We start from the raw sequence: 23,863 nt of genomic DNA on the forward strand, positions 1-23,863 counted from the left end.
ATTAAATCACGAATTCAGCTATTGAGGGTGCGGGCGACGACCGCTACATGGACCTCGAGCGCGCCGTGTTCGATCAAGCTGCGGGCGGCTTCATCCGCGGTGGCGCCGCTGGTCAGCACATCGTCGACCAGAAGAAGGCGCTGGCCGCTGCAATCCGCATGGCAGGCGAAGGCGCCGCGCACGTTGCGCTGCCTGGCCTTGCGGTCGAGGCCGGCTTGTGACGCGGTGGCGCGTTGGCGTTGCAGGAGGTCGCGGGCGAGCGGGAGTTGCCGCAGCCCGGCAATCGTGCGCGCAATTTCCAGCGACTGGTTGAAGCCACGTTCGCGCAAACGCTGCGGGTGCAGTGGAAGCGGAATGATGGCAGTGAAGTCGGGCCCGACGAGGAGCTCGGCGAGTCGCTTGCCGAACCAGTCCGCCAACGCCAGTTGGTGGCCGTACTTCAGCGCATGAACCAGACGGTCGACCGGAAAATCATAGCGATACAGGGCGCTGACGCCGGAAAAGGCGGGAGGGTTCTGCAAGCAGCTGCCGCAGTGTTCTCCGTAGGTGGTTGTTTCGCCGCAGCGCGGGCAGCGGTGCACAGGTAGCGGCGGGAGGTCGCCGAGGCAAGCGCAGCAAAGCAGCTCGTTGCCACTATCGGCGCCACAGAGCAGGCAACTTTCCGGCGGCACCAGGTGGCTGCGGGCCAAGGCGGTGAAACGGTGGCGGACGGCCTGGGGTAAAATGCCGGAAACGCTTGACCGTCCCGGTAATCCATAATTACCATTGCCGTTTGCCCTTGATTTTTCGACGATTTTCTTAAGGTATTCCATGCCAGCCAGTGCCACCGCCGTGACTCCTTCCTGTTCCCAGACCGCAGCGTTTTCCCGCTGGACCCTCGAGCAAGTGCTGGCGCTCTACGAGTTGCCGTTGATGGATTTGCTGTTCCGGGCGCAGACCGTGCATCGCGAGAATTTTGATGCCAATGCCATTCAACGCTCGACCCTGCTTTCCGTCAAGACCGGTGGTTGCTCCGAGGATTGCAGCTATTGTTCGCAGTCGGCGCGTTACGATACCGATCTCGAACGCGAGCGCCTGATGCCGCTCGGCGAGGTGGTCGCCGCTGCCCAGGCAGCCAAGGACAAGGGCGCTTCGCGCTTCTGCATGGGCGCCGCCTGGCGTGGCCCGAAGGACAACGACCTCGACCAGGTGCTGGCGATGGTGCGCGAGGTCAAGGCGCTCGGCATGCAGACCTGCGTCACGCTGGGCATGCTCAAGGAAGGTCAGGCCGAGAAACTGAAAGCGGCCGGGCTTGACTACTACAACCACAATCTCGATACCGACAAGGATTTCTACGGCCAGGTGATCCGCACGCACACCCACGACGATCGTCTCGATACGCTCGATCAGGTGCGCGACGCCGGCATCAATGTCTGCTCCGGAGGCATCATCGGCATGGGCGAGTCGCGCAAGAACCGCGCCGCGCTGCTGGTCCAGTTGGCCAACCTGCCGACGCCGCCGGAATCGGTGCCGATCAACAACCTGGTGCCGATTCCCGGCACGCCGCTGGCCGCGCAGCCGCGTCTCGATCCCTTCGAGTTCGTGCGTACCGTTGCCGCCGCCCGCATCACCATGCCTGCTTCCTGGGTTCGCTTGTCGGCCGGGCGGCAGGAAATGAGCGACGAGCTGCAGGCGCTCTGTTTCATGGCCGGCGCTAATTCGATGTTCTACGGCGACGCTCTGCTGACCACCGGCAATCCCGATGTTGACCGCGACGACGCCCTGTTCGCCCGCCTTGGCCTGCGCGCGGTGTGAGCCAGACTGAAGCTGTCGCTTTCGTCGACCGTCGCGCTGTCGCGTGCCGTTTCGCGCGCGCGGCAGCGGATTATGCGCAGCACGATTTCCTGGTTCGGGAGATCGACCGGCGCATGCTCGAGCGTCTCGACTATGTCCGTCTGCAGCCGCAGCGCATCCTTGATCTGGGATGCAGCAGCGGTGGGAGTTTTCCCGGCTTGCTCGAGCGCTATCCGCAGGCCCGCCTGCTCGGCGTCGATATCGCCCGGCCGATGCTTGCCGCAGCGCGGCCGGCCAGGTCCGGCTGGCGGCGCTGGTTCGGGCTCGATGGCACGGCGCCAGATTGCCTGCAGGCGGCGGCGGAGTCGCTGCCGCTGACTGGGGCCTCGGTTTCCCTGGTGTGGTCGAATCTGCTGCTGCACTGGCTCGACCATCCCTTGCCGGCGCTGGCTGAAGCCCATCGCGTGCTCGAGGTCGGTGGGCTGTTGATGTTCTCGACGCTGGGGCCGGATACGCTGCAGGAGTTGCGCGCTGCCTTCGCCGATGGCTATGCGCATACGCAGCGCTTCACCGACATGCACGATCTCGGCGACATGCTGGTCGAAAGCGGTTACGCCGATCCGGTGATGGACATGGAAGTGTTGACCCTGACCTACGATGACATCGACAGCCTGTTCGCGGAGCTGCGCGGCGCCGGTTCGGCCTGCGCGATGCACGCCAGGCGCCACGGCCTGACCGGCAAGGGGCGCCTGCAGGCGGTGCGCGAGGCCTATGAACGGATGCGCAGCGCTGGCCGCTTGCCGGCCAGTTTCGAGATCATTTACGGCCACGCCTGGAAGGCGGCGCCAAAGAAAACCGCCGACGGTCGCGCGATCATCCGCTTCGAACGCGGCGCTCGTCCCTGAGTCGCTAATCCGGGCGCTTGCGGTAGAACTTCACCGCCTGTACCCGCTGGTCGGGCATCGGCGTTGCCTTGCGCCGCCGCTCCTGGACCCGCCACCACAGCAGCAGGCCGAGGAAAACCGCGTAGCTCAGCGTGGCCGGGAGCTCTTCCGGCTTGCTCTGCCATAGCAGGTGCACGCATCCCAGAATGGCGATCAGGTAGATGTTGCGGTGCAGTTCCTGCCACTTGCGCCCACCCAGGCGGCGGATGGCTGTTGCGTTCGAGGTGGCGGCTAGCGGAACCATCAGCAGCAGGGCGGCGAGGCCGACAGCGATGAAGGGGCGCTTGAGCACGTCGCGGGCGATCGCGGTGAGGTCGAAGCCATGGTCGTAGCCGATGAAACTGAAGAGGTGTAGAAGAGCGTAGGCAAAGGCGAACAAGCCAAGCATCCGGCGCAGGCGCAGCAGCCAATGTTGGCCGGTGAGGGCGCGTGCCGGAGAGATGCACAGCGTGAGTAACAGGAAATTCAGCGTCCAGGTACCGGTGAGGGCTTGCAAGGTTTCGCTGGGCTCCGGGCCAAGCCCGTTATGGCGTAGTTGCCAGCCGATCCAGGCGGCCGGCAGCAGGCTGGCAACGAAGAGGAGTGCCTTGAAAGCGTTGACGGGAATACGCGCGCTGCTAGTGCTCATCTTGGGTCCTGCGGAGGATTACTGACGGATGCCGAGTGCCGACCGCAACTCATGGATATCGTCCTCGGCTTCCAGAACGAGGTCCTGGTAACGAGCCCGGTCGGCGTCGCGCAATTCCTGGGCGTCCGTGTCGTTGTATTCCCCCATCCATTCCCGGTCGCCGCCGGCCAGCAGGTTGGCAAAATAGAGGACGTCGCGCACGTTGCAAGGGGTTTCGACGTTGTACAGGCGGTCGTGGTCGCTGATCGCTTCGATGATTCGCTCGGGGACTCCAAGCGCATGGAGGAGGCTCTCGCCAATGCCTTCGTGCCAGCCGCAGAGCAACTCCATCATTGCGTCCGGGTTGCTGCGGTATTCCGGATACTCGGCAGCCCGATACAGCAGGTAGAAGACACCGATGTCGTGTACCAGGCCGGCCATCATGGCGTCTTCTGGATTGATGCGGCCGATCCGCCTTGCCAGTACCCGGGCGATTGCAGCGACATCGAGCGAATGGGCCCAGGCGCGATGCGCGATCGGCTCGTAAGCGGCGAGATTGCGTGACTTGAGCAATTGATCCATGGCTACTGCCAGCGAGATCGTGCGTACCGAGTCGAAGCCGATGCGTCCGATGGCAGTGCCCAGGTCGCTGATCGTCTTGCCGGCGGGGTTGTAGGCAATCGAGTTGGCGAGACGAAGCAACTTGCTGGAGATCAGGGGCTCGATGCTGACCACCCGGACAACCCGGTCGATGTTGGCGAAAGGGTCCTTCAAGGTATTGCGCACGAGCAGTGCGGCATCCATGCAGGTCGGAAAATTGATGTCGCCGGAAAGCTCGTGGGCGATGTCCTCGAGAATGCGGAAATGCAGGCTGTCGTGCGCGCTCATGACTCAACTGGCGATGTAACGCTCGAGTTCCTCGATCAGGAATTGCTGGGAGCTGATGATTTCCTTGACCATGTCGCCGATCGAGAGAATGCCGAGCACCTGCTGTTGATCGTCGAGCACCGGCAGATGCCGGAAACGTTTTTCGGTCATCAGTGTCATGCATTCTTCCAGGGTGCTGTCGAGACTGACGTAGGCAACTCGGGAACTCATCATTTCGCGAACCGGCGTTTCCTTGGGCGAGAGGTTGTTCCTGATCTGCTTCCTGGCGTAGTCGCGCTCGGAAAAGATGCCGACCAGACGCCCGTCCTCGAGCACCAGCAAGGCGCCGACATTGTGTTCGGCCATGACGCAAAGGGCATGGAAAACGCTGTCGTCGGGGGCGACAGCGGCAAGGACCTGGGATTTGCCAGCCAGCAGTTGCTTGAGCGTCTTCATGGTCAGTCTCCGCGTTGTTGTTTGTGGTGCGGACAGTCTAATCCCGGCGGCAATGCGCGACAAGAAAGCTTCTTGGGTCGCGCAAAAACAAAGGGCAGCCCGCAGGCTGCCCCGAATCGATGCCTTGCCGGATCAACGCAGGCCGGCAGCGTAGTCGGCGACAGCCTTGATTTCCGCATCCGAGAGCTTGGCGGCGATGGTGCGCATCATGCTTTCCGGATCGTTGGCGCGGGTGCCGGCGCGGAAAGCCACCAGTTGCGCTTCGGTGTATTCGGCAAACTGGCCAGCCAGGCGCGGATACTGGGCCGGCATGCCGGAGCCGGCCGGGCCGTGGCAACCGGCGCAGGCGGGAACGCCCTTGCGGAAGTCGCCCTGACGCCAGATTTTCTTGCCCAGCGCGAGGCTGGCTTCGTTCTTCGCCGATTCCGGCTTCAGTTTCTGGCTGGCGAACCAAGCGGCGACATTCTTCATGTCTTCTTCGGTCAGCGCCGCGGCCATGCCGGCCATGATGGCGTTGTCGCGCAGCGCGGGGTTGCCGTCGACTGTCTTGAAGTTGGACAACTGCTTGTAAATGTATTGTTCGATCTGGCCGGCCAGATGCGGGTTGGCGGAACTCATGCTGTTGCCGTCGGCACCGTGGCAGGCGACGCAGATGGTTTCGGCGACGATTTTTCCTTTGGCAGGATCGGCCTTGGCCGTTGCTTGCTCGGAAGCGTGGGTGACAAAACTGGTGGCAAACAGGATTGCCATTGCCGCAGAACGGATCATTTTCGAACTCCTAGTGCGCATGATGGGGCGCTTTGGCCGGAACGGAAGTTACAAACCTGTTATTCTATATTAGTTTCCCTTCAACTAGGCGGGTCTTCCGCGTTTTTTATGCCTCTTTTCCAGAACGCGGTTTTTCATACGACCGTAGCCAATCTGCGCGACCTGCCAGTCGATGCCACTTGCGAAGTGGCGTTTGCCGGACGCTCGAATGCCGGCAAGTCGTCAGCGATCAACACCCTGGCGGGACGGGTGCGTCTTGCCTTCGTCAGCAAGACGCCGGGGCGTACCCAGCACCTCAATTACTTCACGCTGGCACCGGGAAAGTATTTCGTTGACCTGCCTGGCTATGGTTTCGCCAAAGCGCCCGAAGATATCCGGGCGCAGTGGGAAGGACTGATCGGCCCCTATCTCAGCCGGCGCGGGCCGCTGGTCGGCTTGGTGGTGATCATGGATTGCCGGCGACCATTCACCGACCTCGACCGCAACCTGATCGAGTGGTTCAAGCCCACCGGGCGGCCGATTCATCTCCTGCTGTCGAAGGCCGACAAATTGTCGCGGCAGGAGCAGACCAAGGTACTGCGTGCGGTGAAGGCGGAAATCGCTAGCTGGGTGGGCGGAACCTATAGCGCCCAGCTCTTTTCCAGTCTGAAGAAGACCGGGATCGAGGAGGCGGAAGCCGTTCTTGCCGGCTGGTTGGGCATCGAGTCGCCGAAAAAGGCTGTGACGGAAAACAAAGGGCCCCCGGACAAGGGGAATCCGGGGGCCAAAATGCCTCAACAGTGTCAAGGCACCCGCTCAGGGAGGTGAAGCGGGAGACGGCGCGAGCCATCGTGCCTTTCTGACCGCAGGGTTTGAAAAAAGGTTCCGCGCGGGTTTAAATTTTTATCTTTATTTTTTGCAGGGATGTCGACATGGCTGGCAGTTTTCCCGGAATCCGGATGCGCCGGATGCGGCGCGACGATTTTTCGCGTCGCCTGATGCGCGAATCGGTACTGACCCCGGACGATTTCATTTACCCGGTCTTCGTTCTCGAAGGCGGGGGCCGTACAGAGAAGGTGGTTTCGATGCCCGGCGTCGAGCGGCAATCGCTCGATGTCCTGTTGCGTACCGCGGAGCGCACGGTCAAGCTGGGTATTCCGGCGCTGGCGCTGTTTCCGGTGATCGATGCGCCGCTGAAAACGCTCGGCGCGGAGGAAGCCTACAACCCGGAAGGTTTGGTGCCGCGTACGGTACGCGCGCTCAAGCGCGAGTTTCCTGAGTTGGGCGTGATCACCGACGTCGCTCTTGATCCCTACACCAGCCATGGTCAGGACGGCCTGATCGACGACACCGGCTATGTGCTCAATGACGAGACGCTCGACGTTCTGGTTCGCCAGGCGCTGTGCCATGCCGAAGCCGGTGCCGACGTGGTGGCGCCGTCGGACATGATGGATGGACGGATCGGCCGCATCCGCGAAACGCTGGAACGCAACGGCCAGATTTACACGCGCATCCTGGCCTATTCGGCCAAGTACGCTTCCGCCTTCTACGGCCCCTTCCGCGACGCGGTCGGCTCGGCCGGCAACCTTGGCAAAGGCAACAAGTACACCTACCAGATGGACCCGGCCAACGGCGACGAGGCGCTGCGTGAAGTGGCGCAGGATATCGAGGAAGGTGCCGACATGGTCATGGTCAAGCCGGGCATGCCGTATCTGGATATCGTCCGCCGGGTCAAGGACGAGTTCGGCGTGCCGACCTATGCCTACCAGGTCAGCGGCGAGTACGCGATGCTCAAGGCGGCGGCATTGAACGGCTGGCTTGACGAGCGGGCGGTGGTGCTGGAGAGCCTGCTGGCGTTCAAGCGCGCCGGCGCCGACGGCATCCTGACCTATTTCGCGCTCGATGCGGCGGAATACCTGAGGGGCTGATCAGGATTTTAAAAGCAAGCTAAAAGGGCGGCTGGTGGGCCGCCCTTGGCGTTTAAGCCTCGCCGGCCTGCGACAGGCAGGCGAAGTAAAGCATCGGCCACTGCTGCGGCCATTGCGCCAGTGGTTCGCGGCTGAAGCCGGAGCGGGCGTATTGCTCCCAGCGGCCGACGACGTAGCAGCGCAAGAGGTTGGCCAGCGCCCCGAAATCGGCGTCGGCCTTGAACTTCTCCTGCGTCGCGGCGATGCGCAGGGCCTGCTTGAGCGCCGCCTCGACCTTGTCGAGCAGCGCGTTGATGCGCAGTTGCAGACGTTCGTTTTCATTGACCAGCGCGTCGCCGATCAGCACCCGGGTCATGCCGCGGTTCTTCTGGGCAAAATTGAGCAGCAAGCCGAGGATCAGTTCGATCTGGCGGAAACCGCGGGGCTCTTCGCCGGTGATCTGGTTGATGACGCCGAACAGGCTCTGTTCGATGAACTCGATCAGCCCCTCGAACATCTGCGCCTTGCTGGCGAAGTGACGGTAGAGCGCGGCTTCTGAGCATTCCAGCTTGCCGGCCAGGGCGGCGGTGGTGATCTTTTCCCCTTTCGGGGTTTCCAGCATTTCAGCCAGGGTTTGCAGGATCTGCAGGCGGCGTTCGCCCGGTTTGGTCGCCATCGATGTTGTCCCTCGAAGAATTTTTGTGCCCGGATTATAGACGAGCGCAGCGTTGCGGCAATTGCAGGACCGACGAAACCTGGACGTCGACGTAGGGCGAGCGGCGAGAGCCAGCGCTCACCCACACGGTTTTCATGCCGAGCTTGCGGGCGGTGACGAGGTTGGCCAGGCTGTCCTCGACCATGATGCAGCGGCGCGGGTCGAGGCGCTCGGCGTGCAGCAGGGTGCGGAAGCCCTGCGGCATCGGCTTGGGCCGGAATTTCAGGCTTTCGACGGAATACACCGCGGCGAAGTGGCGATCCAGCCCGGTCAGTTCGAGCACCGCCTCGGCGTAGGCGCGCGGCGCGTTGGAGAACAGGATCTTGCGTCCGGGCAGGCGCTTGAGCGCATGCAGCAGCGGTTTCTCGAACACCAGCATGCGGGCGAGATCGGGAAACTGATGGGTTTCGTGCAGGAAATGATGCGGGTCGATCGCGTGGTGGCGGATCAGGCCGAGCAGGGTTGCGCCGTAGCGCTGCCAGTAGTCCTGGCGCAGCCGGTTGGCGGCGTTTTCGTCGAGGCCGAGGTGGCGCTCGATGTACTCGCGCATCGCCCGGTTGATGTGCGGGAAGATGTGCGGGGAAGCGTTGTGCAGCGTGTTGTCGAGGTCGAACAACCAGACGCGTTCCCCGCGCATGGTTCAGTGCGACTTGATCATCGTGCCGACGCCGTGGTCGGTCAGGATTTCGAGCAGCAGTGCGTGTTCGACGCGACCGTCGATGATATGCACGCCCTTGACGCCGTTGCGGGCAGCATCGAGCGCCGAGCCGATCTTCGGCAGCATGCCGCCGGATAGCGTGCCGTCGGCGACCATCTCGTCGATCTCCTTGGGCGTGATGCCGGTGATCAGGTTGCCGGCCTTGTCGAGCACGCCCGGCGTGTTGGTCAGCAGGACGAGCTTCTCGGCCTTGAGCACTTCGGCGATCTTGCCGGCGACGACGTCGGCGTTGATGTTGTAGGTCTCGCCGTCTTCGCCGACGCCGATCGGGGCAATCACCGGGATGAAGGACGCCTTGTCGAGGTGGTCGATCAGCGACGGGTCGATCTTGGTGATCTGGCCGACCTGGCCGACGTCGATCAGGTCGCCCGGGTTGTCCTTGTCTTCCAGCATCAGCTTCTTGGCGCGGATGCAGTTGCCGTCCTTGCCGGTCAGGCCGACGGCCTTGCCGCCGTGCTGGTTGATCAGGTTGACGATGTCCTTGTTGACCTGACCGCCGAGCACCATTTCGACGACTTCCATGGTTTCCGCGTCGGTGACGCGCATGCCCTGGATGAACTCGCCCTTCTTGCCCACCCGGCTGAGCAGGTTCTCGATCTGCGGACCGCCGCCGTGCACGACGACGATGTTGAAGCCGATCAGTTCGAGCAACACGACGTCGCGGGCGAAGCAGCTTTTCAGGTGCTCGTCGGTCATCGCGTTGCCGCCGTACTTGACGACGATGGTCTTGCCATGGAAACGCTTGATGTAGGGCAGGGCTTCGGCCAGGACGGCGGCCTTGGTGCCGGGGGCGAGGTTTTTGGTGGGCATGAGGGGCTCCTGATGGACTCGCCGCGGATTGTACAAAGAAAGCGGCCGGCTTGGGGGCCGGCCGGCGCGAGGGGCGAGGCTGCCTATTCGATGGTCAGGCGCTTGCTCGGGCTGGCAGTGCGTTTGGGCAGGGTCAGTTCAAGTACGCCATCGGCGAAGCGGGCGACCGAGCGGGTGTCGTCGAGATCCTGTTGCAACTGGAAGGAACGCGAGACCTTGCCGAAATAGCGTTCCGAGCGAAGCGTGCGCTCGCCTTCCTTGACTTCCTTTTCCTGGCGGACCTCGGCGCTGATGGATACTTGGTTGCCGTCGACCACGACGTGAATGTCTTCCTTCTTCACGCCGGGCAGTTCGGCGTGGACGAGGTAGGCGTCGCCTTGTTCCCTGACGTCCATCTTGATCGAGGGGGCTTGCTGGGGCTGCCCGTTGAAATCGACAGGGCGGACGAAGAAGCCGCGGAACAGATCGTCAAAGGGGTCGACACGGGTGATGTTGGCCATATTGGTTCTCCTTTCCGGTGAGTTTTCATGCAAAACCAATATAGGTCTGTTCGTTCCCTTTTCAAGTCCACGGTTGCGGGGCGGCGAGCAGCTGGATCGCGTCCCGGTTGCTCCACGAGAAGCAGCGCCCGGCGGCTTCCTCGCGCGGCAGCCAGAGCCAGGCGCGATGCTCCTCGGGCGCGATTCTGACCGCGACGCGTTCCGGCAGGCAGAGGCCGAACACCCGCTCGGTGTTGCTGTCGACGCCGGGCGCGTAGCGGTGGCGCCAGGCCGGGTGAATCGTGTAGTGGTTTTCGATGCGCCAGTCGGTGAGCCGGTAAAGCCGGCTGTCGATGCCGGTTTCCTCGAGCACCTCGCGGTGGGCCGTGACTGCCGGCGGCTCGTTGCCTTCGCGGCTGCCGGTCACCGACTGCCAGAAGCCGGGATGGCGGGCGCGCTCGAGCAGCAGGACTTCACCGGCCAGGGTATGGATGACCACCAGTACCGAATGCGGCTGCTTGTAGGCGCTCATGCCGCCAGCCATGGGGACAGGGTTTCCGGTCCGTCTTCGAGGATGACGGCAAGCGGCGCGCCCTGTTCGCTGCGCGCCTGGCAGGCGGCGTCGAGTACGGCGAGCAGTATCGCGTAGTCGCCCGGCGACTGCTGCGAGAAACGGGTCAGCCCGCTCAGCCGGATGAGGGTGGCAGCGCCGTCGCGCCAGTCGGGGTCGGAGAGGCAATCAGCCAGGGCATCGAAATTACTTCCGTACCAGTCGGGAAAATCCAGGGTGGTGCCGAGTCGATCGAGGACTTGCCTGGCCTCACGGCAGGCGCCGAGGTCGACCGTGATGTCGGCATCAATGGGGTGGTCGGCATGCTGGCGATAGACGCCACTGGGGGCGAATTCATTCATTGGCTATTCCCGGATGCGCCGGAAGGAGCGGTAGTGGTCTTCCGTGTAGTAATACTCGGCGGCCTTGCCGGCAACGATGCGGCGTGGGCCGCGATCCCTGCGGCCGGGTGTCTTCACCGTGTACTCGCGGTAATAGCCGCGCGGTTGCAGCGGTAGCAGCTTTTCGAAATTGTTGAAGACGATGCCGTCGCGCTTGTAGGGGAAAGGGCCGCCCTGCTTGATCAGGACCAGCGTTTCGCGGGCTTCGGGCGGCAGGCGGGCGACATCGATCGTCTGCCGGTCGCCGCCGCCACTCCAGAAAGCAAAAGCGCTTCCGATCGCCAGCAGCAGGACGATCAGGAAGCGCATCAGCTGGCGCATGGTTTAGCCCTGGGCAACTTCGACCTGGGTTTCGACCTTCTGCCGCAGGCGGACGTGCAGCTCGCGCAACTGCTTCTCGTCGACCGCCGACGGGGCGTCGGTGAGCAGGCACTGGGCGCGCTGGGTCTTCGGGAAGGCGATCACGTCGCGGATCGACTCGGCGCCGGTCATCATGGTGACGATGCGATCCAGGCCGAAGGCCAGGCCGCCGTGCGGTGGGGCGCCGTACTTCAGGGCGTCGAGCAGGAAGCCGAACTTGGCCTGCTGTTCTTCCGGACCGATGTTGAGCGCGGCGAAGACCTTCTCCTGCACGTCGGCGCGGTGGATACGGACGGAGCCACCGCCGAGTTCCCAGCCGTTCAGCGCCAGGTCATAGGCCTTGGCTAGGCACTTGCCCGGATCGGTGGCGAGGAATTCGAGGTGCTCGTCCTTCGGGCTGGTGAACGGGTGATGGCAGGCGGTCCAGCGCTTGGACTCGTCGTCGTATTCGAACATCGGGAAGTCGATGACCCACAGCGGCGCCCACTTGGCCCCGGTGACGAAGCCCTTCTCGTGGCCGATCTTGATGCGCAGTGCGCCGAGGGCGTCGCTGACGATCTTGGCCTTGTCGGCACCGAAGAAGATCAGGTCGCCGGACTGCGCGCCGGTGCGTTCGAGCACGGTGCGCAGCGAGGCTTCGGAGAGGTTCTTGACGATCGGCGACTGCAGGCCGGTTTCATTGACCTGGCTGACGTCGTTGACCTTGATGTAAGCCAGGCCTTTGGCGCCGTAGATGCCGACGAACTTGGTGTACTCGTCGATCTCGCCGCGGGTCAGCGAAGCGCCGCCCGGAATGCGCATGGCAGCGATGCGGCCGCCTTCGCTGTTGGCGATGTTGGCGAAGACCTTGAACGCAACGTCCTTGAAGGCGTCGGCGACATCGACCAGTTCGAGGGTGACGCGCAGGTCCGGCTTGTCCGAGCCGAAACGACGCATGGCTTCGGCGTAGGTCATGCGCGGGAATTCCGGCAGCTCGACGTCGATCGCTTCCTTGAAGACGCGGCGGATCAGTTGTTCCATCAGGGCGGTGATTTCAGCCTCGCTCATGAACGAGGTCTCGATATCGACCTGGGTGAATTCGGGCTGGCGGTCGGCGCGCAGGTCTTCGTCGCGGAAGCACTTGGTGATCTGGTAGTAGCGGTCGAAACCGGCGACCATCAGCAGTTGCTTGAACAGCTGCGGCGATTGCGGCAGGGCGAAGAACTGGCCGGGATGGACGCGCGACGGAACCAGATAGTCGCGCGCGCCTTCCGGTGTGGATTTGGTCAGCATCGGCGTTTCGACGTCGATGAAGCCGTTGTCGTCGAGGAAACGGCGGAAGGCACGGGCCGTCTTGTAGCGCAGCATCAGGTTGTTCTGCATCTGCGGGCGGCGCAGGTCGATGACGCGGTGCGTCAGACGGACGTTCTCGGAGAGGTTGTCGTCGTCGAGCTGGAACGGCGGCGTCACCGATGGATTCAGGACTTCGATTTCATGGCAGAGGATTTCGATCTCGCCGGAGGCCAGGTTGGCGTTGGTCGTGCCGGCCGGACGCGGGCGCACCTTGCCGGTGATTTTCAGGCAGAATTCATTGCGTACCGATTCGGCGATTTTGAAAGAGTCGGCACGATCCGGGTCGCAGACGACCTGGGCCAGGCCTTCGCGGTCCCGCAGGTCGATGAAGATGACGCCGCCGTGGTCGCGGCGGCGGTGGGCCCAGCCGCAAAGGGTGACGATCTGGCCGTCGAGGCCGGCATTGAGTTGTCCGCAGTAATGGGTACGCATGAAAAATCCGTGGGGTTGCTTAAGTGTGGGTGACGACGCGGGCGTGCGCTGGCGGGGCGACGACGCCCATCGAGATGATGTACTTGAGGGCTTCGTCGACCGTCATGTCGAGTTCGACGACGTCGTTTCTCGGCATCATCAGGAAAAAACCGGAGGTCGGGTTGGGGGTGGTCGGGACGTAGACACTGACGTAGTCCCCGCGCAGATGATTGCGAATATCGCCGCCGGGTATTCCCGTCAGAAAGGCGATGGTCCACGCGCCCTGCCGCGGGTACTGGACCAGCAAGGCCTTGCGAAAGGCATTGCCATTGGGGGCGAACAGGGTGTCGGATACCTGCTTGACCGCCTTATAAACCGAATTGACGACGGGAATTCGCGACAACAGCTTGTCCCACCAGCCGACCAGCTTCTGGCCGATGAAGTTGGCAGCCAGGAGGCCGGTGAACAGGATCATGGCCAGCGTCAACAAGGCGCCGACGCCGGGGATCGCGAAACCGAAGAGATTCTTCGGGTGTACGGCCTCGGGCAGAAGTTGCAGCGACTGGTCAAGCGTGTTGACGATCAGCGACAGCACCCAGACGGTGATGACCAGCGGCACCCAGATCAGGAGCCCGGTGATGAAATAGCGTTTGATCAACTGGCCGCGCACGACGAACAGCTTCCTTCCCCTGTCTGGCAGGGGGGGGGCGAGGCGGGCTTGCTACCCTTGAAATCGGTGGCATACCAGCCATTGCCCTTCAACTGGAAACCGGCGGCAGACAGTTGCTTGGCATAGCTGTCCTTGCCGCAGCTCGGGCAGGTGGTGAGTGGTGCATCTGCCATCTTTTGCAGATGTTCCTTCTGAAAACCGCAGGATTCACAGCGATATTCGTAGATCGGCATGGGGCCCTCCAAAACCTTGAATTGTAACCGAAAGCACGGACTCCGAATATTGGTGTCGGTGGCCGGTTTTTCAATAGGCCAGGCCGAGATAGGTGCTGGTCAGCGTTTGACCCCAGAACAGGGCAATGATGCCGGCGCTCGCCAGATAGGGGCCGAAGGGAATCGGGATGTTGCGACCATGACGGGCAAACACGATCAGGGCGATGCCAACCGCCGCGCCGACAACCGAGGATAGCAGGATGATCGCCGGTAGCATCTGCCAGCCCAGCCAGGCGCCCAAGGCTCCAAGGAGCTTGAAATCGCCGTAGCCCATGCCCTCCTTGCCGGTCAGTAGCTTGAATCCCCAGTAAATGCTCCACAGAATCAGGTAGCCAGCCATGGCCCCCACCACTGCGGATGGCAGGTCCGTATAAACCTGCGCGAGGTTGAAGGCGAGACCAAGCCAGAGCAGGGGCAGGGTGATGCTGTCGGGGAGAAGTTGCGTATCGAAATCGATGAAGGTCAGCGCCAGCAAGGCCCAGATCAGCAGCAGTCCGCCTGCTGCAGCGTAGGTGTCGCCAAAGTGCCAGACGGTGAATGCCGAAAGCAGTCCGGTTAGCGCCTCAATCAGCGGGTAGCGTAGCGAAATCGGCTTACCGCAACCGGAGCATTTACCGCGCAGGATTACGAAGTAGCTCAGCAGCGGGATATTTTCGTGGGCACGAATCGCATGGCCGCAATGCGGGCATCGCGAGCGCGGGTGGGACAGGCTCAGCGGTGAAGTGTCCGCGGGCAGTTCTCCTCCCACAAGCTCCGCGCTTTGCGCCAGCCATTCGCGCTCGATGATTTTCGGCAAGCGATGGATGACGACATTGAGGAAGCTGCCGACACAGAGTCCGAGCAAGCCGCCGAAGACTGTCAGCAGCGACAAAGGAAGGCCCGTCATCCTCCCACCACGGCGCCAAGCTTGAACAATGGCAGGTACATCGCGATGACCATGCCGCCGATCAGGGTGCCAAGAACCACCATGATCATGGGTTCCATCAGGCTCGACATGGCCTCCACCGAGTCATCGACCTCCTGCTCGAAGAAGTCGGCGACCTTGCCCAGCATGGAATCGAGGGCGCCGGATTCTTCGCCGATGGCAACCATCTGCGTCACCATGTTGGGGAAGACGGTCGCGTCCTGCATCGCGTTGGTCAGACTGGTGCCGGTTGATACATCGCTCTGGATCTGGCGGGTTGCCATCTTGTAGATGTAATTGCCGGAAGCGCCGCCTACCGATTCAAGGGATTCGACCAGAGGGACGCCGGCGGCGAACATGGTTGACAAGGTTCTGGTCCAGCGGGCGATCACCGCCTTGCGGATGATGTCGCCGAAAATCGGCAGGCGCAGCAGGAAACGGTCCATGATCATCTGTACCTTTTCTGAGCGCTTCCAGGCAGCAAAGAAAGCGTACAAGCCGCCGCCTATCGCGCCAAAGATCAGCCACCACCATTCGACGAAGAAGTCTGAGATGGCGATGACGAACAGGGTCGGGGCCGGCAGATCGGCGCCGAAACTGCTGAATACCTCCTTGAACGCCGGAATGACAAAGATCATGATCACGGCGGTGATGATGAAGGCGACAACCAGTACGGCGATCGGGTAAAACAGGGCTTTCTTGATCTTGCCCTTGATCGCCAGGATTTTTTCCTTGTAGGTTGCCAGGCGGTCGAGCAGAGAGTCCAGAATCCCCGCCTGTTCGCCGGCGCCGACCAGGTTGCAGTAAAGCGCGTCGAAATAGAGGGGGTACTTGCGAAAGGCCTGTGACAGCGAACTTCCGGTTTCGACTTCGGACTTGATGTCGAGCAATAACTTGCCGACTGCTGGATTGCTATGGCCGCGGCCAACGATGTCGAAAGTCTGCAGCAAAGGAACGCCGGACTTCATCATGGTGGCCAACTGCCGGGTGAATAGGGTGATGTCCTTTTCGGAGATGCTGCCGCCGGATTTGAAGCGTATTTTTTTGATCTTGGTGCTACTGATGCCCTGGCGACGCAGGGTGGTCTGAACGACTGTCTCGGTCGCGGCGCGCATTTCGCCACGGACGGTTTTCCCCTCCCGGTTGCGACCTTCCCACTGAAAGGTGCTTTCCTTGACATCAACGCTTCTTGATTTTGCTGCAGTTGCCATTGCCTGGTCCTTCAGCTTAGATATTGGTTGTACTTAAAACTTCTTCGAGCGAAGTCAGGCCTTGTTTGACCTTGAGCAAGCCCGATTCGCGTAGATCGCGGACCCCTTCCTGCTTGGCTTGTTCGGCGAGATCAAGCGACGTGGCACCACTCATGATCAGGCGTTGCATGGCTTCGCTGATCGGCATGACCTGGTAGATACCGACCCGTCCCTTGTAGCCCGTGCCTTTGCAGCGTTCGCAACTGCCTGGACCATATAGTGTCCAGCTGCCATCGAGGTCTTCGGCCTTGAAGCCCGCGTCAAGCAAGGCCTGTTCCGGAACCTTGATTGCCTGTTTGCAGGTGCAGAGGCGACGGGCCAGGCGTTGTGCCGTGATCAGCAGGATGCTGGAGGCGATGTTGAAGGTCGGCACCCCCATGTTCATCAGGCGGGTCAGGGTCTGCGGTGCGTCATTGGTGTGCAGGGTCGATAGCACCATGTGGCCTGTCTGGGCTGCCTTGATGGCGATTTCAGCGGTTTCCAGGTCGCGGATTTCACCCACCATGATGATGTCGGGATCCTGGCGCAGGAATGCTTTCAGCGCTACGGGGAAGGTCAGGCCGGCGCGGTCATCGACGTTGACCTGGTTGATTCCGGGGAGGTTGATTTCAGCCGGATCCTCGGCAGTGGCGATGTTGACGCCATCCTTGTTGAGGATGTTGAGGCAGGTGTAGAGGGAAACGGTTTTCCCGGAGCCGGTTGGGCCGGTGACCAGAACCATGCCATAGGGGCGGTTGATGGCGTCGAGCAGGATGGCTTTCTGGTCGGGTTCATAGCCCAGCGCTTCGATTCCCAGCGTTGCCGAGGTCGGGTCAAGAATACGCAGCACGATCTTCTCGCCTTGCAGAGTGGGCAAGGTACTGACACGGAAGTCAATGGCGCGTGATTTGGAGATGACCAGCTTCATTCGGCCATCTTGGGGGACGCGCTTTTCGGCGATGTTGAGGCGAGAGATGACCTTGATCCGCGAGGCGATCTTTTCCTTGATCGCCAGCGGCGGGGTGGCAACCTCGCGGAGCATGCCGTCAACGCGAAATCGTATCCGGTAATATTTTTCGTAGGGCTCGAAGTGAATGTCCGAAGCACCGTCGTTGATGGCGTCGAGCAGAATCTTCTGGATGAACTTGACTACCGGAGCATCGTCGATGTCCTGGGCGGCGGCTTCGTCTGCCTTGCTGGGGGTTTCTTCGTCGAGGAAATCAAGGTTGATTTCTTCGTCATTGAAGCTCTTCAGCGCGTCGGTGGCGGATTCCGAGTACTTCGCGACCAGCGGGAGCAGCTTGGGTTGCTCGACGACGATGGGGTCAACGCTCAGGCCGCTTTGGAAACGGATTTCGTCAAGAGCCCGCAGGTTGGTCGGGTCGGCTATGGCAATCGACAGGCGGTTTCCTCTTTTGTTCAGAGGAATGACCTTGTGCGTTGCAATCAGCTTCCGATCAATGGCGTCCTGCGGGATGTGGCGCTCGTCCAGCGCGTCGAGATCAAATAATGGATAACCGAAGGTCTCTGCGGAAAAGCGCGCGATCTCGATGGCGCTGGCCTTGTTGCTGCTGATCAACTGCTCGATGAGCGAGGTCTTTGTCGCTGTGGCCTGACGTGACACTTCTTCCGCCTCGGCTTCCTTCAGGCGTCCAGCCTGGACGAGCGCACGTGCCAGGCCGCTGAGCGGGGAGTTTTGTGGAGTCGCTGCCATCAGATCGGGTGTGTGCGGATGCTTAGATGCCGTATGGATCGCCCGATGATGCTACGGGGGAGGGGCTTTGTAAAGACTGGCCGGCATTTCTGTCGGGCGCGGCCGGTAAATCCGGGCGGTAACGATGCTGCGATCTCGGGTCTGCAGGATTTCCACGGCGATGTCATTGAGCTTGAGCCCGACATCCGCTTCCGGGATATCCTGGAAATGCTCGAGGATCAGACCGTTGAGTGTCTTGGGGCCGTCGAGCGGAAAATCGAGTCCGAGCATGCGGTTGATGTCGCGGATTTGCCGGGTGCCGTCAATCACGACACTGCCGTCCTCGTTCCAGGTCAGGTCGGTGTCTACCCCCGGTGTCGTGGTGGTGAAGTCGCCAACGATTTCTTCGATGATGTCCTCGAGTGTGAGCAAACCGAGAATGTCGCCATATTCGTCGACGACGAAGCCGATCCGCTGCCGGTTTTCCTGGAAGAAACTCAGTTGGGAAAAGACCGCGGTTCCCGCCGGGATGTAATAGGGGGGCTGAAGCTGTTCAAGCAGGGCGGTTTCGTTGAAGTCTGCTTCCGAAAGCGCTGAAAGCAGGCGCCGTACGGGCAGGATGCCGAGCAGGTGGTCGAGCGATCCATGGCAGACCGGCAAACGACTATGGTGGCTGGTCAGCAATTGCTGCTTGGCGGCCATCCACTCCTGATCGAGATCGAGAATCTCGATGCTGCTGCGTGGGGTCATCATGTGTTCGACGGTGATTTCATTGAGATCGAACAGGCTGTTGAGAATGGCCTGGTGCTTTTTCGGGATGACGTTCGACGATTCGAGCACCAGGCTGCGCAGCTCTTCCGGAGAGAGCCGGTTGGTATCGTCATTGGGGTGAAGGGATAATCCCATGATGCGCAACAAGGCTGCGGCAAACAGGTTGACGAACCAGACGACCGGATAGCAGAGGCGTAGCAGCGGGGTCAGCAGGTAGGCAATGATCACTGACATCCTGTCGGCGTAGGTGGCGCCGATAATTTTTGGGGTGATCTCCGAAAAGACCAGGATGGCAAAAGTGATGATCAGGGTGCTGGCACCGAGTGCCCATTTTTCTTCGCCGAACATCTGCAGGGCAATCACGCTCACCAGTGTGGCGGCGGCGGTATTGACCAGATTATTGCCAAGCAGGATGACCCCCAGCATCTTGTCGGTCTGGTCCAGCAGGGCAATCGCCTTGCGGGCGCCGCGGTGGCCATTCTGGGCGAGGTGGCGAAGACGGAATCGGTTGGCTGCCATCATCGCCGTTTCGCTCATGGAAAAGATCGCCGACAGGGCGAGAAGTCCAATCAGTGCGCCAAGCTGGAAAGATAGGGGGATGTTGTCCAATTACAGGCGGCCGAGAATGATCTCGATGACGAAACGGCTGCCGAAATAAGCCAGGATCAGCAGTCCAAAACCGGCAAGGGTCAGCCGCAGGGCGCGCTTGCCGCGCCAGCCCCAGACATGGCGGCCGAACAGCAGGGTGGCGAAGATGGCCCAGGAAGCGATGGCAAACACCGTCTTGTGATCGAAGGCGAGCGGCTTGCCGAAGATGTGCTCGGAGAAGAAGACGCCGCTGCCCACCGCTAGGGTCAGCAGGATGAAGCCCAGCATCAGCATGCGGAACAGAAGCGATTCCATGGAGAGGAGCGAGGGCAGGCTGGTCAGGCTGCGCTTGACGATGCGCCGATGCAGGGCGTTTTCGGTGAAGCCCATGAATACGGCGTGCAGCGCGGCCAGCGTCAGCAGGCTGTAGGCCAGCATGGCGGTCAGGAAGTGGAACTGGAAGCCGGTGGCGTCGGCGTGGGCGACCAGATGGTCGGCGGAAAATATCGCCGGTAGCACGGTACAGGCGGCGGCCAGCGGCAGGACCATCGGCTGCATGCCTTCCATGCGGGCCATGAAGCTCTCCAGCCAGTAGATCAGGACGGCCAGCCACATCATCAGCGAGAGGGCGAGGGCAACCGAAAAATGCATGCCGTCCTGGTTGAGCAGGGTGCCGAACAGCCCGTAGCCGTGGACGATCAGTGTCAGGCCGATGGCGCCGCGTTCCCAGGGCAGCATCGGGCAGGCGACGCATTGGCCTTCGTGGTCGCGCCAGCGGGTGTTCCAGAAATGAAAACCGAGCGCGCCATAAATCAGCGCGGCGAGGATATGCATGGAAAGCTGAATTACAATGTCGGCCATCCGCGAATTCTACTAGAAGCCCATCTGACATGCTCGATAACCTGACTACCCGCCTTGCTCGCGTCATGAAGACCTTGAAGGGCGAGGCGCGCCTGACCGAATCCAACATTGCCGATGCCCTGCGCGAGGTACGCATGGCACTGCTCGAGGCCGACGTCGCCCTGCCGGTGGTCAAGGATTTCATCGCTGCGGTCAAGGAGAAGGCGGTCGGTCAGGAGGTGATCGGCTCGCTCAACCCTGGTCAGGCGCTGATCGGAGTCGTCCATGGCGAACTGACCAAGATCATGGGCGACGCCCACGAAGGGATCAACTTCAATACCCAGCCCCCGGCCATCGTCTTGATGGCGGGTCTGCAGGGTGCCGGCAAGACGACGACGGTGGGCAAGCTGGCCAAGTTCCTCAAGGAAAACCACAAGAAGAAGGTGTTGGTGGTTTCCTGTGACGTTTACCGGCCGGCGGCAATCGAGCAGTTGAAGTCGGTGGCCGGTCAGGCCGGGGTGGATTTCTTCCCGTCGGCGGTCGGCGAGAAGCCGGAAGCGATCGCTGTCGCGGCGATCGATTGGGCGAAGCGCCACTATCACGACGTGCTGCTGGTCGATACCGCCGGGCGTCTCGCCATCGACGAAGAGATGATGGCGGAAATCAAGCGCCTGCACGCGGCGATCAAGCCGATCGAAACGCTGTTCGTGGTCGATGCCATGCTCGGCCAGGATGCAGTCAATACGGCGCGCGCCTTCAACGAGGCGTTGCCGCTGACCGGTGTCGTGCTGACCAAGCTTGACGGCGATGCGCGTGGCGGTGCCGCGCTGTCGGTACGCCACATCACCGGCAAGCCGATCAAGTTTGCTGGGGTCGGCGAGAAGCTCACCGGCCTCGAAGCTTTCCATCCCGAGCGGATGGCGTCGCGTATCCTCGGCATGGGCGACGTCCTGTCGCTGATCGAAGAGGCCAAGAAAGGCATCGACGAAGAGAAGGCGGTGGCTTTCGCCAAGAAGCTCAAGGCCGGCAAGGGCTTTGATCTCAACGACTTCAAGGAGCAGATCGGCCAGATGCGGGCGATGGGTGGCCTGACTTCGCTGATGGACAAGTTGCCGGCCCAGTTCGCGCAGGCTGCCGGTCAGTTGCCGGCGGGGGCGGAAAACAAGATGGTCGGCCGGGTCGAGGGCATCATCAATTCGATGACGCCGCAGGAGCGCGCCAAACCGGAACTGATCAAGGCCAGCCGCAAGCGCCGGATTGCTGCCGGGGCCGGTGTGCAGGTGCAGGAAGTCAATCGTCTGCTCAACCAGTTCGAGCAGACGCAGAAGATGATGAAGCAGTTTTCCAAGGGCGGCATCGGCAAGCTGATGCGCGGCATGAAAGGAATGATGCCCGGCGGTATGGGCGGTTTCGGCCGCTGATCAGCGGGCGTTGGCGGCCAGCCCGGCTGGGCTGGCGTAGCTCCAGTTGCTCTGCCAGGCGCCGCGCACCAGGTTCGGGTATTCCGGCTTGCCCAGGCTGCCGTTGTAGCGCCCGAGGGCGCGGTAAAGGTCGCCCTTCTCGATGTCCAGATAATGGCGCAGGATGGTGCAGCCGTAACGCAGGTTGGTCCTCATGTCGAAGAGGTTGTCCTCCGGCCGGCCAATCACTTTCAGCCAGAACGGCATGACCTGCATGTAGCCGCGGGCACCGACGGTGGATACGGCGTACTTGCGGAAGGCCGATTCGACCTGGATCAGACCGAGGACCAAGTGCGGGTCGAGGCCGGCACGGGTTGCCTCGTAGTGGATGCTGCGCAGCAGGTCGATCCGGTAGTTGCGGTCGGGAATGCGGCGGGCCAGCCGACCCGACATCTCGGTCAACCAGTTGGTGGCTTCCAGCGGCGACTTGAACGAGCTGACCTGTGGCCGGCTGTCCGAGACCGCTTCATGTAGCGCTGCCCGCACGCTGGCGGCGAGCGGTTCATACTTCTGCGCACCGGCGTTGACCGCCGATGCGCAGCACAGCCAGGCGATGCCGATCAGGCGCCGCACAGTTTTCCTTGCAGCAGGCCGACGATCTCGCCCTGGGCGACCATCGTCGCTTCCGCCTCGGTGCGGCCCTTGTACTCGAACTGACCGTCCTTCAGGCCGCGTTCGCCGATCACCACGCGGTGCGGAATGCCGATCAGCTCCATGTCGGCGAACATGACGCCGGGGCGCTCGTTGCGGTCGTCCAGCACGACATCGATGCCAAGCTTTTTCAGGTCGGCGTAGAGCTGGTCGGCGGCGGCCTTGACCGCTTCGCTCTTGTGGTAACCCATCGGCACGATGCAGACGGCGAAGGGGGCGATGGTCGGCGGCAGGATGATGCCCTTGTCGTCGTTGCCCTGCTCGATGGCGGCGCCGACGATGCGCGAGACGCCGATGCCGTAGCAGCCCATCTCCATGATCTGGCTCTTGCCGTTCTCGTCGAGGAAGGCGCAGTTCAGGGCCTTGGCGTACTTGCTGCGCAACTGGAAGATGTGGCCGACTTCGATGCCGCGGCAGATGCCGAGCACGCCCTTGCCGTCAGGCGAGGGGTCGCCGGCGACGACGTTGCGGATGTCGAAGACTGCCGGTTCGGGCAGGTCGCGGCCGAAGTTGACGCCGCTGAGGTGGAAGCCGGCCTCGTTGGCGCCGCACACGAAGTCGCTCATCGCGGCGACCGTACGGTCGGCAAAGACCGTCACCTTGCCGGCGTCGACGCCGACCGGGCCGATATAGCCCGGAACGCAGCCGAGATACTCCTGGACTTCGCTGTCAGAGGCGAAGCGGAAAGCGCCGAGCGTCGGGATCTTCGCTGCCTTGATCTCGTTCAGTTCGTGGTCGGCGCGCAGCAGCAGCAGGGCAAACTGCTTGTCGCCGTCCTCGCGCTCGGCGACGACGGCGATCGATTTGACGATCTGCTTTGGCTCGATCGCCAGGAAGGTGGCGACGTCGGCGCAGGCCATCTTGCCCGGCGTTGCGATCTTCTCCAGCGCCTTGCCGGCGGCGGCACGCGGCGTTGCCGGGGCGACGGCCTCGGCCAGCTCGACGTTGGCCGCGTAATCGGAGTCCGGGCAGAAGGCGATGTCGTCCTCGCCGGAGTCGGCCAGGACGTGGAATTCATGCGAGCCGTCGCCGCCGATGGCGCCGGTGTCGGCCGCCACGGCGCGGAACTTCAGGCCGAGCCGGGTGAAGATGCGGCTGTAGGTGGCGTACATGTTGCCGTACTCGCGGACCAGGTCGTCGAACGAGGTGTGGAAGGAGTAGCCGTCCTTCATCAGGAATTCGCGGCCGCGCATGACGCCGAAGCGCGGGCGGATCTCGTCGCGGAACTTGGTCTGGATCTGGTAGAGGTGGATTGGCAACTGGCGGTAGCTCTTGACGTCGCGGCGGACGACATCGGTGATGACTTCCTCGTGCGTCGGGCCGATCACGAAATCGCGCTGGTGACGGTCCTTGAAGCGCAGCAGTTCCGGACCGTAGGCCGGGCCGCGGCCCGATTCTTCCCAGAGTTCGAAGGGCTGCACGGCCGGCATCAGCAGTTCCAGAGCACCGGCCGCGTTCATTTCCTCGCGGACGATGTTCTCGACCTTACGCAGCACGCGCAGGCCGAGCGGCATCCAGGTATAGATGCCGGCCGCCGAACGCTTGATGTAGCCGGCGCGCAGCATCAGTTTCTGGCTGACGACTTCGGCGTCGGCCGGGGCTTCCTTGAGGGTGGTGAAGAAGAACTGCGAGGTACGCATGGAATGCTCTTGAATTCGTGGAAAAAAGCGGATTTTACACGGAGCGTGTTCTTTGCCGCTTTTTTGCG

General features: G+C 62.1%; 27 protein-coding genes. 5 read left to right on the top strand and 22 right to left on the bottom strand.

The window, feature by feature from the left end; genetic code table 11:
• Positions 1–14 precede the first annotated feature (14 nt).
• The gene (locus ACLIIZ_RS13235) at positions 15–827 is read right to left on the bottom strand and encodes a ComF family protein (protein WP_416692821.1); all 813 of its coding nucleotides are present in this window, start codon (positions 825–827) and stop codon (positions 15–17) included.
• Between ACLIIZ_RS13235 and bioB the strand changes: the two genes are divergently transcribed.
• Entirely contained in the window at positions 811–1,794 is a 984-nt protein-coding gene (gene bioB / locus ACLIIZ_RS13240) for a biotin synthase BioB (protein ID WP_416692823.1), read from the top strand. The genes ACLIIZ_RS13235 and bioB overlap by 17 nt on opposite strands.
• Complete coding sequence (locus ACLIIZ_RS13245) at positions 1,791–2,678, top strand: methyltransferase domain-containing protein (RefSeq protein WP_416692825.1); 888 nt, start codon at positions 1,791–1,793, stop codon at positions 2,676–2,678. Before bioB ends, ACLIIZ_RS13245 begins: the two co-directional genes overlap by 4 nt.
• A gap of 4 nt (positions 2,679–2,682) precedes the next feature.
• Here ACLIIZ_RS13245 and ACLIIZ_RS13250 read toward each other — a convergent pair whose 3' ends face one another.
• From ACLIIZ_RS13250 to ACLIIZ_RS13265, 4 genes are all read right to left on the bottom strand, one after another.
• A complete protein-coding gene (locus ACLIIZ_RS13250) occupies positions 2,683–3,345 on the bottom strand; it encodes a protein-methionine-sulfoxide reductase heme-binding subunit MsrQ (protein ID WP_416692828.1) in 663 nt (220 codons plus the stop codon).
• Positions 3,346–3,363: 18 nt separating this feature from the next.
• Positions 3,364–4,212: an HDOD domain-containing protein gene (locus ACLIIZ_RS13255; RefSeq protein WP_416692831.1), complete on the bottom strand. Its 849-nt coding sequence runs from the start codon at positions 4,210–4,212 to the stop codon at positions 3,364–3,366.
• Positions 4,213–4,215: 3 nt separating this feature from the next.
• Positions 4,216–4,647, bottom strand: coding sequence for a CBS domain-containing protein (locus ACLIIZ_RS13260; protein WP_416692833.1), 432 nt, complete (start codon positions 4,645–4,647; stop codon positions 4,216–4,218).
• 132 nt (positions 4,648–4,779) lie between these two features.
• Positions 4,780–5,415: a c-type cytochrome gene (locus ACLIIZ_RS13265; protein ID WP_416692836.1), complete on the bottom strand. Its 636-nt coding sequence runs from the start codon at positions 5,413–5,415 to the stop codon at positions 4,780–4,782.
• 108 nt (positions 5,416–5,523) lie between these two features.
• Between ACLIIZ_RS13265 and yihA the strand changes: the two genes are divergently transcribed.
• Both yihA and hemB read left to right on the top strand, forming a co-directional pair.
• Positions 5,524–6,222 carry a ribosome biogenesis GTP-binding protein YihA/YsxC gene (gene yihA, locus ACLIIZ_RS13270; RefSeq protein ID WP_416692839.1) on the top strand — a complete coding sequence of 233 codons (699 nt, stop codon included), beginning with the start codon at positions 5,524–5,526 and terminating at the stop codon, positions 6,220–6,222.
• A gap of 104 nt (positions 6,223–6,326) precedes the next feature.
• The gene (hemB, locus tag ACLIIZ_RS13275; RefSeq protein WP_416692841.1) at positions 6,327–7,322 is read left to right on the top strand and encodes a porphobilinogen synthase; all 996 of its coding nucleotides are present in this window, start codon (positions 6,327–6,329) and stop codon (positions 7,320–7,322) included.
• A 52-nt stretch (positions 7,323–7,374) separates the two neighbouring features.
• On the opposite strand, the gene slmA is transcribed toward hemB, so the two are convergent.
• The 15 genes from slmA to ACLIIZ_RS13350 all read right to left on the bottom strand — a co-directional run bounded on the left by slmA (position 7,375) and on the right by ACLIIZ_RS13350 (position 20,065).
• A complete protein-coding gene (gene slmA / locus ACLIIZ_RS13280) occupies positions 7,375–7,977 on the bottom strand; it encodes a nucleoid occlusion factor SlmA (RefSeq protein ID WP_416692843.1) in 603 nt (200 codons plus the stop codon).
• Between the two features lie 34 nt (positions 7,978–8,011).
• Positions 8,012–8,653: a pyrimidine 5'-nucleotidase gene (locus tag ACLIIZ_RS13285; protein WP_416692846.1), complete on the bottom strand. Its 642-nt coding sequence runs from the start codon at positions 8,651–8,653 to the stop codon at positions 8,012–8,014.
• 3 nt (positions 8,654–8,656) lie between these two features.
• Positions 8,657–9,544 (bottom strand): acetylglutamate kinase, encoded by an 888-nt coding sequence (gene argB, locus ACLIIZ_RS13290; RefSeq protein ID WP_416692849.1) that lies wholly within the window; start codon positions 9,542–9,544, stop codon positions 8,657–8,659.
• Positions 9,545–9,627: 83 nt separating this feature from the next.
• Positions 9,628–10,044: an Hsp20/alpha crystallin family protein gene (locus tag ACLIIZ_RS13295; protein WP_416692851.1), complete on the bottom strand. Its 417-nt coding sequence runs from the start codon at positions 10,042–10,044 to the stop codon at positions 9,628–9,630.
• 61 nt (positions 10,045–10,105) lie between these two features.
• On the bottom strand, positions 10,106–10,567 hold the full coding sequence (gene nudB, locus ACLIIZ_RS13300) for a dihydroneopterin triphosphate diphosphatase (protein WP_416692853.1): 462 nt from the start codon (positions 10,565–10,567) through the stop codon (positions 10,106–10,108).
• Positions 10,552–10,935, bottom strand: a complete 384-nt coding sequence (locus tag ACLIIZ_RS13305; RefSeq protein ID WP_416692856.1) for a barstar family protein — start codon at positions 10,933–10,935, stop codon at positions 10,552–10,554. Before ACLIIZ_RS13305 ends, nudB begins: the two co-directional genes overlap by 16 nt.
• Before the next feature lie 3 nt (positions 10,936–10,938).
• A complete protein-coding gene (locus tag ACLIIZ_RS13310; RefSeq protein WP_416692858.1) occupies positions 10,939–11,295 on the bottom strand; it encodes a guanyl-specific ribonuclease in 357 nt (118 codons plus the stop codon).
• A 3-nt stretch (positions 11,296–11,298) separates the two neighbouring features.
• Positions 11,299–13,098, bottom strand: coding sequence for an aspartate--tRNA ligase (gene aspS / locus ACLIIZ_RS13315; protein ID WP_416692861.1), 1,800 nt, complete (start codon positions 13,096–13,098; stop codon positions 11,299–11,301).
• A 19-nt stretch (positions 13,099–13,117) separates the two neighbouring features.
• A complete protein-coding gene (locus tag ACLIIZ_RS13320; protein ID WP_374327112.1) occupies positions 13,118–13,732 on the bottom strand; it encodes a DUF502 domain-containing protein in 615 nt (204 codons plus the stop codon).
• Positions 13,732–13,980, bottom strand: a complete 249-nt coding sequence (locus tag ACLIIZ_RS13325) for an FmdB family zinc ribbon protein (protein ID WP_416692864.1) — start codon at positions 13,978–13,980, stop codon at positions 13,732–13,734. Before ACLIIZ_RS13325 ends, ACLIIZ_RS13320 begins: the two co-directional genes overlap by 1 nt.
• A gap of 70 nt (positions 13,981–14,050) precedes the next feature.
• Positions 14,051–14,905 carry a prepilin peptidase gene (locus tag ACLIIZ_RS13330; protein WP_416692867.1) on the bottom strand — a complete coding sequence of 285 codons (855 nt, stop codon included), beginning with the start codon at positions 14,903–14,905 and terminating at the stop codon, positions 14,051–14,053.
• A complete protein-coding gene (locus ACLIIZ_RS13335) occupies positions 14,902–16,134 on the bottom strand; it encodes a type II secretion system F family protein (RefSeq protein WP_416692870.1) in 1,233 nt (410 codons plus the stop codon). Before ACLIIZ_RS13335 ends, ACLIIZ_RS13330 begins: the two co-directional genes overlap by 4 nt.
• Before the next feature lie 16 nt (positions 16,135–16,150).
• Entirely contained in the window at positions 16,151–17,866 is a 1,716-nt protein-coding gene (gene pilB / locus ACLIIZ_RS13340) for a type IV-A pilus assembly ATPase PilB (protein WP_416692873.1), read from the bottom strand.
• 51 nt (positions 17,867–17,917) lie between these two features.
• Positions 17,918–19,225, bottom strand: coding sequence for an HlyC/CorC family transporter (locus ACLIIZ_RS13345; RefSeq protein WP_416692875.1), 1,308 nt, complete (start codon positions 19,223–19,225; stop codon positions 17,918–17,920).
• The gene (locus ACLIIZ_RS13350; RefSeq protein WP_416692877.1) at positions 19,226–20,065 is read right to left on the bottom strand and encodes a cytochrome C assembly family protein; all 840 of its coding nucleotides are present in this window, start codon (positions 20,063–20,065) and stop codon (positions 19,226–19,228) included. It abuts the gene before it with no gap.
• Between the two features lie 29 nt (positions 20,066–20,094).
• Here ACLIIZ_RS13350 and ffh point away from each other — a divergent pair, with 29 nt between their 5' ends.
• Entirely contained in the window at positions 20,095–21,465 is a 1,371-nt protein-coding gene (ffh, locus tag ACLIIZ_RS13355; RefSeq protein ID WP_416692880.1) for a signal recognition particle protein, read from the top strand.
• Here ffh and ACLIIZ_RS13360 read toward each other — a convergent pair whose 3' ends face one another.
• Positions 21,466–22,077 carry a lytic transglycosylase domain-containing protein gene (locus ACLIIZ_RS13360; RefSeq protein WP_416692882.1) on the bottom strand — a complete coding sequence of 204 codons (612 nt, stop codon included), beginning with the start codon at positions 22,075–22,077 and terminating at the stop codon, positions 21,466–21,468.
• Positions 22,065–23,795 (bottom strand): proline--tRNA ligase, encoded by a 1,731-nt coding sequence (locus ACLIIZ_RS13365; RefSeq protein ID WP_416692884.1) that lies wholly within the window; start codon positions 23,793–23,795, stop codon positions 22,065–22,067. Before ACLIIZ_RS13365 ends, ACLIIZ_RS13360 begins: the two co-directional genes overlap by 13 nt.
• Positions 23,796–23,863: the final 68 nt, after the last annotated feature.

The organism is Azonexus caeni (genome assembly GCF_048146105.1).
In the GTDB taxonomy this organism is placed as follows: Bacteria; Pseudomonadota; Gammaproteobacteria; order Burkholderiales; family Rhodocyclaceae; genus Azonexus; species Azonexus aromaticus_B.